The organism is Pirellulales bacterium (assembly GCA_036267355.1).
In the GTDB taxonomy this organism is placed as follows: domain Bacteria; phylum Planctomycetota; class Planctomycetia; order Pirellulales; family DATAWG01; genus DATAWG01.
The window spans coordinates 1-12,557 of the sequence record DATAWG010000098.1 but is presented as its reverse complement, the minus strand read 5'-3'; the positions used below and the strand labels follow the sequence as shown (position 1 = coordinate 12,557).

At 61.3% G+C, this 12,557-nt stretch carries 11 protein-coding genes; 6 read left to right on the top strand and 5 right to left on the bottom strand.

Annotated elements, in window-relative coordinates; all coding sequences use genetic code 11:
- Window positions 1-457: 457 nt before the first annotated feature.
- From VHX65_14955 to xerC, 3 genes are all read left to right on the top strand, one after another.
- Window positions 458-1,666, top strand: coding sequence for a hypothetical protein (locus VHX65_14955; protein HEX3999847.1), 1,209 nt, complete (start codon window positions 458-460; stop codon window positions 1,664-1,666).
- Window positions 1,667-1,754: 88 nt separating this feature from the next.
- A complete protein-coding gene (locus tag VHX65_14950; protein ID HEX3999846.1) occupies window positions 1,755-2,018 on the top strand; it encodes a hypothetical protein in 264 nt (87 codons plus the stop codon).
- A 119-nt stretch (window positions 2,019-2,137) separates the two neighbouring features.
- Window positions 2,138-3,115, top strand: coding sequence for a tyrosine recombinase XerC (gene xerC / locus VHX65_14945; protein HEX3999845.1), 978 nt, complete (start codon window positions 2,138-2,140; stop codon window positions 3,113-3,115).
- Window positions 3,116-3,260: 145 nt separating this feature from the next.
- Here xerC and VHX65_14940 read toward each other — a convergent pair whose 3' ends face one another.
- The 3 genes from VHX65_14940 to VHX65_14930 all read right to left on the bottom strand — a co-directional run bounded on the left by VHX65_14940 (window position 3,261) and on the right by VHX65_14930 (window position 6,163).
- Window positions 3,261-3,893 (bottom strand): response regulator transcription factor, encoded by a 633-nt coding sequence (locus VHX65_14940; protein ID HEX3999844.1) that lies wholly within the window; start codon window positions 3,891-3,893, stop codon window positions 3,261-3,263.
- Between the two features lie 324 nt (window positions 3,894-4,217).
- The gene (gene hemC / locus VHX65_14935) at window positions 4,218-5,186 is read right to left on the bottom strand and encodes a hydroxymethylbilane synthase (GenBank protein ID HEX3999843.1); all 969 of its coding nucleotides are present in this window, start codon (window positions 5,184-5,186) and stop codon (window positions 4,218-4,220) included.
- The gene (locus VHX65_14930) at window positions 5,183-6,163 is read right to left on the bottom strand and encodes a DUF502 domain-containing protein (GenBank protein HEX3999842.1); all 981 of its coding nucleotides are present in this window, start codon (window positions 6,161-6,163) and stop codon (window positions 5,183-5,185) included. Before VHX65_14930 ends, hemC begins: the two co-directional genes overlap by 4 nt.
- Window positions 6,164-6,457: 294 nt before the next feature.
- Between VHX65_14930 and VHX65_14925 the strand changes: the two genes are divergently transcribed.
- From VHX65_14925 to VHX65_14915, 3 genes are all read left to right on the top strand, one after another.
- Window positions 6,458-7,495, top strand: a complete 1,038-nt coding sequence (locus VHX65_14925; GenBank protein ID HEX3999841.1) for a DUF1559 domain-containing protein — start codon at window positions 6,458-6,460, stop codon at window positions 7,493-7,495.
- A gap of 691 nt (window positions 7,496-8,186) precedes the next feature.
- Complete coding sequence (gene recA / locus VHX65_14920) at window positions 8,187-9,215, top strand: recombinase RecA (protein HEX3999840.1); 1,029 nt, start codon at window positions 8,187-8,189, stop codon at window positions 9,213-9,215.
- A 38-nt stretch (window positions 9,216-9,253) separates the two neighbouring features.
- Window positions 9,254-10,786, top strand: a complete 1,533-nt coding sequence (locus tag VHX65_14915; GenBank protein HEX3999839.1) for a trypsin-like peptidase domain-containing protein — start codon at window positions 9,254-9,256, stop codon at window positions 10,784-10,786.
- Between the two features lie 484 nt (window positions 10,787-11,270).
- On the opposite strand, the gene VHX65_14910 is transcribed toward VHX65_14915, so the two are convergent.
- Both VHX65_14910 and VHX65_14905 read right to left on the bottom strand, forming a co-directional pair.
- Window positions 11,271-11,936 (bottom strand): MOSC domain-containing protein, encoded by a 666-nt coding sequence (locus VHX65_14910; protein ID HEX3999838.1) that lies wholly within the window; start codon window positions 11,934-11,936, stop codon window positions 11,271-11,273.
- 359 nt (window positions 11,937-12,295) lie between these two features.
- On the bottom strand, window positions 12,296-12,557 hold a 262-nt coding region (locus tag VHX65_14905; protein HEX3999837.1), incomplete at its 5' end, for a transporter substrate-binding protein.

Sequence of the window (12,557 nt, the reverse complement as noted above, 5' to 3'; positions counted from 1 at the left end):
GGGTATTCTCCGCGACGAAGCCCAACCGTGCAAGCACTGTTCGGGTGGAAGCGCTGCTCAGCTCGCGTAAGGCGGTTGCGCCGCCTATTGCGCCGGTGGCCAACCGGTAGCCGCAGCGAATTCCCTTTTGCCGGCATCCCCCGCCCGCCACGCCGGGTCGAGGGCGGCGCTCATCGGCGGTGGCAGCACCGCCGCGCTCTTTAATTCTCGGCCCCAACTGCATCTTGCCAAAGCACTATTCGCCTTCCAAGTGCCAATCTTCTTAACGTGCTGGCGCGAATTACGATCGCAACGTCCGTGCTAGCGCCGTCGGCCATCGAGCGGACCGGTGCGCGACGAGCCCGTGAGATTGACTTTAGCGATGAGGCGGAGTTTGCCGATAAAGCGGACGCCGCACGATGTCGCGCCAATCGCGGCTCGCCTCGTCCCTTATCTCGAACCCCTAGCCCCTCGCATGATGCGACTGGCCATTTTTATCGGCGTCGTCATCCTGCTTGCGGGCTGTGGGCTGCTGCCCGAGGTTTCCAAGCAGCCGACGATCCACAATCCGTTTCCGCAACTGACCAAGGTGGCGATCGCTCCGTTTATCAATCTGAGCACCGATCCCTCGGTGGACGGCCGTGAATTCGGGCTAGCCTACTTTTCGGAATTGCAGTTGATTCCAGGTTTCGAAGTGGTGCCGATCGGCGTTGTAGAAACAGCGATGCGCGACAACCATCTGACGCTGAATTCCGCGTCGGATTGCCGGCGGCTTGCGCAGCTTCTTGGCGTCGATGCCGTGGTGGTTGGAGCGATTACCGATTTCGATCCTTATTATCCGCCGCGTTGCGGACTGCAGGTGGAATGGTATGCGGCCAATCCCTGCTTCCATCCGATTCCGCCCGGCTATGGCCTGCCGTGGGGCACGCCCGCGGAAGAAGATATTCCGCAGCCGCTGGTGCTGGAAACGGAATTCGCGCTCGCCCGCGCACAATTGAAAACGCAGACGCCGCCGTACGAAAGGGAACCGCCGGCCGCGCTGCCCGCGCGCCGGCAATCGCCCGCCGACGATGCCGTGCGATTGGCAAACGGTCAATCGCCGAGTTTTCAAGCCGCCGGCGGTGCAGCCAAAGACGGCGCCGCGACGGGCTCCGTCGGTTCAAGCGTTACTCCTTCGCCGGGCCGCAAAATCGCGACCACCGGCGCTGGCGGTTCAAGCTCGGGCCGCACGATTCTGGCCGGATCGAGTGCGGTCTCGCCCAACGGTTCGACGCTTGCGCCGGTGAAACTTGCCTCGACGACAGCAACGGCGGCAACGCCCGCTGCGATGGTCGCATTTGGGCCGAACGCGCGGCCGGGAATGCCGCCGGATTGGCCCGATCCGAGCGGTTTGATTCCGCCGCCGCCGTCGTGCGGCAAGCCGGAATGCCATCCGACCGACGAACCGGTTTTGCGCCATACGCGAACGTATCACGCCAACGACCCGGAGTTCACTGCCGCGCTGCGCAGTTACGTCACCTTCCGCGACGACGCAAGATTTGGCGGCTGGGCCTCCTATCTACAGCGGAGCGACGACTTTATTCGCTTCTGCTGTCACAAACACATCGCCGAGATGCTCACCGCCCGCGGCGGCGCCGGCCAAACGCGGGTACTGCTGCGGTGGTCGGACGACCGATACATACCGTGAGGAAGTGCCCGCCTCGTGGCGCCGGACATGGACCGTCCGCCGGCAATAGTTTCGGGCGCCGCGCGCCCGTGGAAGGAGCTTACCGATCGTGTCCGGTGACATCAACGTATTGGCATTGGTAAAAGGCACCGAACGGTATGTGTTCCTGTTCGACGACGCGAGCCGCGCCGAAACACTTCGCGTGTTGGGCCGCTATGCCTCGAATCCCGAGCTGAGCTTCACTTGGTACGATGCCGCCGTGCTCAGCCAAAAAGTGCGGCACGGCACGCCGATGAAAGATGCTGCCGCCGCCCCGGGCCCGAAACCGCGATTCAATTTGGCAATGCCCTCCGACTCGGAAGAGACGGGGTAGAAGGAGGGCGAGGGTGAGGGCGAGGGTGAGGGTGAGGGTGAGGGGGCTTCGCCAAATCTAGCAGTGAGCGATTGGATTTGTCGGACACACCGGACACAATCGCGGACGGCACACGGAGTGTGCCTGCTACGTTGACGGACGATGCCGCTGCCGTCGCCGACAACGCCGACGACAACGGCCTGCAGGCCGCGATCGCTCGGTTTCTGAAATTCATGGCGGTCGAGCGAAACGCGTCGCAATACACGATCAAAAGCTACCGCGAAGATCTCGAACACCTCGTCGAGTTCTTCACCGAATCGCAGGGCGATTGCCCGTCGGCGGCGCAACTGACGACCCTCGATCTCCGCGGCTTCGTGGCCACGCTGCACGAGGCGGGCTATGCAAAGACGACGATCGCGCGGCGATTGGCGTCGCTGCGAAGTTTCTTTCGTTTTGGACAGCGCGACGGTTGGGCGGCAACGAACCCCGCCAAGCCGCTCCGCAATCCGCGGCAGCCGCGCACGCTGCCCCACTTTCTCTCGACGGAAGATCTCGGCCGGCTGCTCGAAGCGCCCCCGGCCGACGAGCCGCAGGGGCTCCGCGACCGGGCCATTCTAGAAACGATGTATTCCGCCGGCTTGCGCGTGAGCGAAGTGGTCGGGCTCGACGACGACGACGTCGATCGGGCCGGTTGCGTGATCCGGGTTCGCGGCAAGGGAAAGCGCGAACGGCTCTCGCCGCTTGGCTCGTTCGCGTTCGTGGCGCTCGACCAATGGCTCGACGTGCGCCGCTTAGCCCCCGCGCTGCTGCGAGACAAGAATCCGCGGCTGCCGCTGTTCGTCAACCGCTCGGGAAAGCGGCTTACCACGCGCAGCGTCGGCCGAATGCTGGAAAAATACCTTCGCCAAACCGGCTTGGACCGCCGCACGTCGCCACACTCGCTACGCCACAGCTTCGCTACCCACTTGCTCGACCGCGGCGCCGATATTCGCAGCGTGCAGGAACTGCTCGGGCACAAGAGTCTCGTGACGACGCAGATTTACACGCACGTCAGCACGGCGAATCTGCGCGCGGCGTATGAAAAAGCCCATCCACGGGCGCAGGCCGAAGCGCGGTGATCGCGAGTTTTTTCGCGACGCGCAAAACCGCAGGCGAACTCCGACGCCAACCTGCCACGCCGCGCTTGCAGACAGTGTCTGTCGTTTGCACACGACCGCGCGGGCGCCACACTGGGCCTGCAAAGCAGGGCCCCGAGCTCGGGTTCTACACCAAGCCCTTGCGGACGGCCCATACGGCGGCTTGCGTTCGATCGCTGACGGCGATTTTGCGGAGAATGTTTTGCACGTGTTCCTTCACCGTTTCGATGCTGATCGTCAGCGAGCGTCCGATCTCTTTGTTGCTCAGCCCCAATGCCATGTGGCGGAGAACTTGAGTTTCCCGGTTCGTCAGCGGCACATCTTCGTCGGCGGCGTTTTGTCGAGTTGCCATCGCGCCCGCGACGCGCCGTAGCTCGCCCACTTTCGACGGCGATTCGCCGTTTGCAGCCGCCGTGACCGCCGAGATCAATTCCTGCCGGCTCGAACCCTTCAGCACGTAGTCGCTTGCGCCCAATGCAACCGCCCGGGCCACATAGGTCGGATTATCGTAGGTCGACAGCACGACGATCTTGGTCTCCGGCATTTCGGCACGCAGCTTTTCGAGCGTTGCCAAACCGTCGGCTTGCGGCATGCGAATATCCAACAGCACCACCTGCGGCCGAACCTTGCGAGCCAGCGCAACCGCTTCCTCGCCATCTTTCGCTTCGCCTACGATCTTGATATCCGAGCCGTTGAACAAGCTGATCAATCCCTGCCGAACCACTTCGTGGTCGTCGGCAACCAACACTTTGATACTCATGGTGAATTATCCCTGGAGAAGTAAGGAATCCGCAAAATTTATAAGAAACTGCCACCAAAAGAATAGATCGAACGCAAGCGGCAGGACTCAAAAAGAAGAAAAATACTGCCGATCTAGCGAAAAACCACAGAAACCTCGTGGATTTTGTACCCTGCTGCTCGCTTCGATCCGGCTTGCCCCAAAAGCATGATAGGTGAGGCCGATCGAAATGAGTAGTCCCGCGGAGGGATTTGCGGCAACAAAGGCGAAATTTCCGCAGGGAATTGCGTTTTTTGAACCGAAACAATCGCTGTCCCTTCCTGCGCACCGCGATTCGATATTCGGCTATGCGGGCCGTTCATCACGCGCTGCGAGAATCAAGCTGCCGGCGCCCTGCTCGAGCAATTTCGCGGCCAGGCGGCGGCCTACTTCAATCGCCCGATCGGCGCCAGCTGTAGCTCGAACGTCCGCTTGAAGATTTTCCTCGACGCTCGCGTGCAATCGCTCGAAGCCGTCGCGGCTCAGCACGACTCCTTGCAATCGCATCCTGGCCGTCGAATCAATCGTGGCCAAGGCCCCAATCGGGGCCAAGCATCCGCCTTCGAGCGAATCCAGCAGCGACCGTTCCGCCAGCACTGCGAGGTGCGATGCCGGATGGTCGAGCGCCGCAACGGCCTCGCGGGTGGCATGATCGGCGGCACGAGTTTCCAATCCAAGTGCTCCTTGACCGACCGCAGGCAGCATTTGATCCGGCCCGAGCACCTGCGTCACTCGGTGAGCCAACCCGAGCCGGCGCAATCCTGCCTCGGCCAAAATCAATGCGTCGAATTGTCCCTCGTCGAGCTTTCGCAAACGAGTGTCGACGTTGCCGCGGACCTGCGAAACACTCAGATCGGGGCGAAGATGGAGCAGTTGGCTCTGCCGACGCAAGCTGCCCGTGCCGATTCGCGCTCCGGCGGGGAGCTCCGTTAACGTCGAACCGTCGCGGCTGACCACCACATCCAGTGGCGTCTCGCGCTTAGGCACCGCCGCGAGAATCAGCCCAGGCACAGCCTCGGTGGGCAAATCCTTGAGGCTGTGCACCGCGACATCAATCTCGTTGGCGAGCAAGGCCCGCTGCAATTCCTTCGTGAACACGCCGCGCGTGCCGAGCTGTTCGACCGGAGCGAGCTGCTGAACGTCGCCGCGCGTGGTGATCGGCACCAATTCCGTCCGACGGCCGGCGTCGACAAGCGCATCCGACACCCATTGCGCCTGCCAGCGAGCCAACGGGCTGCTCCGAGTGCCGATGCGAATGGATGGAGCGAAACTCATCGTCCCTCGGCTCCAGGTTGTTGTACATCTGAGAATGGCGGACTTGGCGAATTCGACCCCATCCGTTCGCCGCGCGCCCCTCTCGAGGCAATCGGCTCAGGCAGCTTTACGACCGAAGTTCTCACGGCGTCCTTTCCAATCCTTTCGCGCAGCGGCACGACAACTCCGCAGGAAATGAAGAATTGCAGCGCTTCGTCGATCGAGATATTTAAATCGTGGGCCGCGCTTTTCGGCACCGTCACCACGTTGCCCGTAAAGGGCACCGGCGACCCCGGCACGGCCACCGTCAGACATGGCTCCCCCGCCGCGCCGGCGATGTCGCTCATTCCTTCGCTGGTCACCAACCCGACCGTCCAAATCCCCGCCCGGGGAAATTCGATCGCCACGACGCGCAAATAATGCACGTCGCCGCTATCCACTAGCGCCAAATCGGTCACCTGCTTCACCGAAGCGTATACGCCGCGCACCAGAGGCAACCGCCGCACGAGCGCCTCGATGATGCTCCCCATTCGTGCCGTGAACAGCTTGCCAAGCACATACAACACCGTCAGAAAAACCAGCAAAAACAGCGGCACGACGATCGTCGGCCGTAAATAATGCCGGGAGACATATTGCTCGTAGGCCGAACGTGCATTGGGCGGCAATACCGCCATATCGGCCACCACCTGCTGCGGAACATATTGCCCGCTTTCCAATCGCTCGTACGTGCGGCCATGGATGGTCATCATCGGCTTGCCGCCGGCGACGTCGTCGGGCTCGAGCCGCACGTCGCTGATCCACCAGATGAGCACCTCCCGAGCCCCGACCGTAACCGGCTGCAAGACATACACCTGCACGGTGCTCGCGACCCAAAGGAGCGTGACGACCGTCAACACTGGCGGCAGCACGAGCGCTACGCCGCGAAGCACCGCCCTGCGAAATGGCCGCGGCTTCGACGCAACCGGCTTCGAGCCCTCCGGCTTCGAATTATCCGGCACTAGCGGGAAGGATTGCGGTGCGGAAATTGGCTCTGGCATCCCCATATTGTAGCTACTGTTGCCGATCCGCGCTGGCAATACAACGAAGAAGATAGCGGAGTGGCGGCATGGTCGCCACGGCGCGAACGCGGTAACTCGGCAGCGACCGCGATTTATCGAGACGGTTTTATGCTGTTTGTATAAGTTGTCGAAGATTGCTACACTTTTAATTAGAGCGCGGCAGGGGAAAAACATCATTGCGGGGAGGTCATGGTTGTGCATTGCCAACCGGCACGGTGCCTGGCGCGGCGGCCCGTGAGCCAGTCGCGCCGCGGTTTCACGTTGGTCGAGCTTCTGGTGGTCATTACGATCATCGGAATTTTGATCTCGCTGCTCCTGCCGGCGGTGAACTCCGCCCGCGAACAAGGCCGCCAGACGACGTGCAAGAACAACATCAAGCAATTGGCGGAAGGCTGCATCGCCCACTCGGTGCAGTTCGGATATTTCCCCGGCGGCGGTTGGGGATGGGGCTGGATCGGCGATCCGCAGTATGGGTCGGGCATAACGCAGCCGGGCGGTTGGATTTTTAACGTCCTGCCGTTCATCGACCAGCAGAACTTGCACGACCTGCAACGCGGCCAGACCGGTGCCGCGCTTGCCACCGCGGCCGGACAAATGCTCTCGACGCCGCTGGCCGTTCTGAATTGCCCCAGCCGGCGGGCATTGCAAACCTATCCGACGTGGCTCACGGCCGGCGACAATTTTTGCAGCCCGAACTTCGGCAGCAGCACTCCGCCCTCCGCGGTCGCCAAGACCGACTACGGTTGCAACGCCGGCGACAACGCCGAGGAGCCGGGCGCGGTATGGAACGACAACCAAGGTTCAGCCGACTACAACGACGATGCCGGCCCCGGCAAGTATGCCGATGGAATCAGCTCTAGCGCCATGCAAAGTTGGCAGTCGATTGCCAAAGCATCCACCGGCATTATCTATCCGGGAAGCCAAATCCCTCCGGAGAGCGTCACCGATGGATTGAGCAACACCTACTTGATCGGCGAAAAATACCTCCCGCCCGACGACTACACCAACGGCCAAGACGGCGGCGACAACGAAAACGCCTACATGGGCTTCAATGCCGATGTCGGCCGTTGGGGCGGCCCCGGCCTCGCTCCCTCGCAAGACACGCCCGGCTACAGCAACAACAACATCTTCGGCAGCGCCCATACAAACGGCTTCGGCATGGCCATGTGCGACGGCTCCGTGCGCACGATCGCCTTCACGGTCGATCTCACGACCCACGACCGGCTGGCCAATCGCCACGACGGCCAGCCCATCGATCAATCGAAGTACTAAAGCTTGCTCTCAGAACTCACCGATCCGCACACAAGCCCGAAGCGTCAGCGAGGAAATCCTGACACAAGCCCGAAGCGTCAGCGAGGAAATCCTGAACAAGCCCGAAGCGCTAGCGAGGAAATCCTGACACAAGCCCGAAGCGTCAGCGAGGAAATCCTGCCAGACGTGGCCATCTCCGCTTTGCTTCAACTGCGGGCTGCTGTTTTGCGACCAACCTAGGCAAAATGCCGATTTGCCGGGCTAGCACCGCCGGGCAGTTCATCTGTCATTTGGACGTCGCCAACCGCGAACTGGGCAGAATGCTCGCCGGTCGTGCCGGTTCTTGGCGAAATTCCGCTCGCTTTCTGCCGGCCCCTCTTTAACCACCGCCGATTTGGTACAATCCCGAGAGTGCTGTTTTCGACAATTTAGCAAGCTACCAGGCCACACCCACCGCGCGCAGCAAATTATTTCCACACCTCTATTGCTCGGGCAAGAACCGGCCGATATACTGTTCAAGAGTTCAGTATATCCAGCGGGAGCCCGCGTCGCTGGCGCGAGGCCCCCGTTCTCGCGGCCAGCGCAAGGCAAAGGAGCGTGCCCCATGGTCACCGCCACCAAATCGAATCACCGCATGCCAAAGAAAGAAGCCCCGTCGAGCAAGCCGTCGCGAGCCGAATCGTCGGCCAATTCTTCCGTGTCGGCCAAGGGAATGCTCGATAGCCATCCGGCGCTGAAGAACACGTTGGCACAGATCGAAAAGCAATACGGCGAAGGCTCGATCATGCCGCTGGGCACCAGCGGGCACGGCCAGATCGAAGGTATTCCCACCGGCAGCTTGGCCCTCGACATCGCCTTGGGCGGAAACGGCGTTCCGAAGGGACGGATCATCGAAATCTTCGGCCCCGAATCGAGCGGCAAAACGACGCTCGCCTTGCACATCGTGGCCCGCGCCCAGGCCGCGGGCGGCATCGGCGCCTTCATCGACGCCGAGCACGCTCTCGATCCAAGTTGGGCCAAAAAACTGGGTGTCGAGCTGGAAACGCTCCTGGTCAGCCAGCCCGGCAGCGGTGAAGAAGCGATGCAGATCACGGAGATGCTGATTCGCTCGAACGCGGTCGATGTCATCGTGATCGACTCCGTCGCTGCCCTCGTCCCGCAGCGCGAATTGGAAGGCGAAATGGGCGATTCGCACGTCGGCCTGCAAGCCCGGCTTATGAGCCAGGCCCTGCGCAAGCTCACCGGCGCAATTTCCAAGAGCAAGACCTGCGTGATCTTCATCAATCAGCTCCGGGAAAAAATCGGCGTGATGTTCGGCAACCCCGAAACCACGCCCGGCGGCCGAGCGCTAAAATTCTATAGCTCCTGCCGGATCGATGTCCGCCGCATCGGGCAACTGAAGGACGGCGAAGATGTCATTGGGCAGCGGGTCCGGGCGAAGGTGGTGAAGAACAAAGTGGCGCCGCCGTTTCGCATCGCCGAGTTCGACATGCTCCACGTCAGCGGCATCAGCTACGAAGGCGATGTGCTCGACCTGGCAATGACAGCCCGGCTGATCGTCCGATCCGGGGCATGGTTCCGCTACGGCGAACTGCATTTGGGCCAAGGGCGCGAAAAAGTGCGGGCTTATCTGCGCGAACATCCCGAAGTGGTGCAAGAATTGCGCAACAAGATCATGGAATCGCCCACCCTGGCCACGACTGCCGCTGCCGACGGCGATAGCCAAAACGGCAGCGAGTAAAGTTTGGCGCGACTAAGCTTAGCCACCTGAGGCTTCCGATGCGAAAACACTGCGTCGCATGCTTTCCGGGGATCGCCATCGGTGGGGCAATGTCGCTTGCCGCGATCCTGCTGGCCGCGGCGCCGCTTGCGGCGCAAGGCCCGCCCGGCAAGCCGTCGATCGATCGTGCGACCACCACGGAGCCGTCCGGCGCCCGTGCAGCGCTGGCATTGCAGGATTTGCTGGTCGACGCGATCGCTCGCGGCGAGAAATCGGTGGTGGCGATTTATCGTGTCGACGGCGATGAAGCACCGCGAGCCGACAGTCTCGAAATCTCTCGCAGCTCCGGCCGCCTCGCCCGCGCCACGGCTTCGCCCGGCGATTCCGATTTCATTCCGGACGAGTACGGGACCGGAGTGGTCATCGATCGGCACGGCCTGATTCTGACCTGTTACCACGTGCTTGGTCTGAAAAGTCAGCATTATGTGACGACTTATGAGCGGAAGGTCTATCCGGCGCGAATCAAAGCTGCCGATCCGCGCAGCGATCTGGCAGTGCTGGAAATCAAGGCGGACGATTTGGTTCCGATCAAGCTCGGCAATGCGGATACGCTGAAAAAGGGGCAAATTGTTGTCGCCCTCGGCAATCCGTTTGCCATCGCCCGCGACGGCCAAGCCAGCGCCAGTTGGGGCATTATCGCGAACCTGGCGCGAAAGGCCGGCCCCGCATTTGACTCCGGCAATCGCCCGCTGAAAGACAAGCTTTACCACTTTGGAACCCTTATCCAAACCGATGCCAAACTAAATTTCGGCACGAGCGGCGGGGCGCTTGTGAATCTCAAGGGAGAAATGATCGGCCTGACGACCGCGCTGGCCGCGACCGCCGGATATGAACAGGCGGCGGGCTACGCCATTCCTGTCGATGCCACGTTCCGTCGCGCCGTGGATACGCTCAAGGACGGCCGGGAAGTGGAATACGGCTATCTCGGCGTCAAGCCGGTCAACCTCAACCCGGCGGAGATTCTCGGAGGGGCTCACGGCGCTCGCATCATGCAGGTCGAACCCGGCTCGCCGGCCGAGGAATCCAATCTCAAATTGGGCGATGTCGTAACGCAAGTGAACGGCCGAGCGATCTTCGACGCCGACGAACTGTATCGCGACGTCGGAAGCTTGCCGGCCGAATCGCATGTCGAGCTGATGGTGCTGCGCGATGAGCAGACCACCAAAATACCGGTCGTGCTCGCCAAATATCCGGTTCGAGGCGTGAAAGTGGTCACAAAGCCGGGCCCGAGTTGGCGCGGGATGAGAATTGATTTTGGAACGGCGTTGCCGCGCGACCTTGGCCGAATCGATTTAGGGATTCCCGATCCGGGATCGGCAGTCGTGGTGGTCGAAGTCGAGAAAGGAAGTCCGGCCGCGGCAGCCGGGCTCCAGTATGGCATGTTCATCGGTGCGGTTGGGACAACGTCCGTCCGCACGCCGCGCGAATTTTTTCGCGCCGTGGCCGGCAAGACCGGCGACGTTTCTCTGCGTATGGCAACCACCGCCCTCGGCCAGCCAGACATACGCACAGTAAAGCCGCCGGCACAGTAAAGCCGCCGGCGCTGTAAAGCTCGCGTTTCGAAGATGGCTGCCATGCCCACCGCTTTGCCTGGGCATGGTTGTCGGCTTAAGCTTGGCCGAAAAGTAACTTCTCCGCAGACCCTCTCCCCTTGCGGGAGAGGGTAGGCTGAAAGGTTCAAAAAGCGGAAGTTATTTTTCGGCCGAGCCTTACATGCCCAGGCCGGGCATGTGTGCCACCGGCGGGCGACGAGCATGTGTGCCACCGGCAAGCGAAGTCTGCCAGTGTGTCCGGCGAGGTGGCCATCAACCATCCTGCCCTTTGTCTAGCGGGGCTCGAACGGCCACATCGCAAGATCATGGTCGCTCCGCGGCTCTCGCACGGGCAGACTTCGCTTGCCAGTGCCACACCGCTTGATTCGCCCTTCGCCGATTTCGTCTGCGATCGGCTCGCGGAAACGATCCGTGGGCACGGCACCCAATCTCGAGGTGCCGACGTTATTCTCTGGCAACAACGTCACGTTGTGCTGGTCGTGGCTGGTTCGCAGTCGGCTAATCGTTTGAGAAACTGCTCTCGCCAATCCTGCGACAAAGCCGGCAGATTCAAGGCGCGCTGAATCGCGGCCGGCTCGTCCTTGGCCATATAGATCCGCCGCAGTTCGATGATCGACATCGAATTCTCCGCCCGCGAGACGATTTCGATCTTGTCGCCGGCCGTCACTTCGCCTTCCTTCACCACGGCCATGTAGAATCCGCAGCGTTCGGTTTCCATGAACCGCTTCACCATGGCGGCATCGTTGAAGCGGATGCCGAGCTTCACACACGGCATTCGCGGCTGCGTGGGCATGAGCACGACGGAGCCAAAACGGATATGATCGCCGATGTGAATGTCGTCTTCCAAAATGCCCGAAGACGTGAAATTCTCGCCAAAACTGCCCCAGGGTAGCAGCACGGGCTGGTTCAGCGCCGTTTTCCAAAAATCGTAATGCTCGGCCGGATAAACATAGACGGGCCGGTCGGGACCGCCATGCACCGAAAGATCGACCTGCTTGTCGCCCTCAAGGTTAAGTTTTCGCAATACGATCGGCCCATCGACCGGATACTTAAAAATTCCGGTCGTGTATTCCTTCCCCTTCCAGTCGACCACACGAGGTTGCCCGACGTTGATCGAGATCAGTTTCATAATCACCGCCTGATAATTCCAGAACGACGCCGGGGCCTTCAAGGATCGGCCAAAAAATATCTTCTCAGCGGCTCCCCCCTGCGAGAAAGGGGGCGGCGTGAGGGGTTCGAAAAACAGAAGTCAACGTTCGGCCGAGGCCAACGCAGCCGGTAAACGAAGCAGATTCTGCGAAACGAAACCGTCCAACCGCCGGGCCGGAGTTCGGCCCGGCGGTTGGACAACGATCCGCGTGAATAATCATTCACACATCGGTTAACGCCGCGATCTTCCCGATCGCAATCTCGGCCGATCATCCTGAGCGGCCTGCCCTTCGATTGTTGCTCGCTTGCCGGCGCTCCGCACCGGAGCGAGCGAACGATTTATTCCTTTTTCGGTCCGCCGGTCGGAGCCGGAATCTTTCCGTCCGGATGCAAATATTTGCTATACGCCTGCGGAGCGATCAAGCCTTCGTGTTTATACACGATCTTGAACTGGCCATCTTTTTGAATTTCGCCGACGAAGCACGGCATCCAGGTGTGCTGATTTTCGGCGACCTTGCGCTTACCGCTCGGCGACTCGAACTCCAGACCCAAAGCAGCCGCACGGACTTTGTCGGGATCGAAGCTTCCAGCCTTCTCGCAA

Bases quoted from the DNA above. Each gene is read 5' to 3' on its own strand.
- VHX65_14910 (HEX3999838.1), bottom strand. From the start codon at position 11,936: ATGAAACTGATCTCGATCAACGTCGGGCAACCTCGTGTGGTCGACTGG.
- VHX65_14955 (HEX3999847.1), top strand. From the start codon at position 458: ATGCGACTGGCCATTTTTATCGGCGTCGTCATCCTGCTTGCGGGCTGT.
- VHX65_14915 (HEX3999839.1), top strand. From the start codon at position 9,254: ATGCGAAAACACTGCGTCGCATGCTTTCCGGGGATCGCCATCGGTGGG.
- recA (HEX3999840.1), top strand. From the start codon at position 8,187: ATGCTCGATAGCCATCCGGCGCTGAAGAACACGTTGGCACAGATCGAA.
- hemC (HEX3999843.1), bottom strand. From the start codon at position 5,186: ATGAGTTTCGCTCCATCCATTCGCATCGGCACTCGGAGCAGCCCGTTG.
- VHX65_14940 (HEX3999844.1), bottom strand. From the start codon at position 3,893: ATGAGTATCAAAGTGTTGGTTGCCGACGACCACGAAGTGGTTCGGCAG.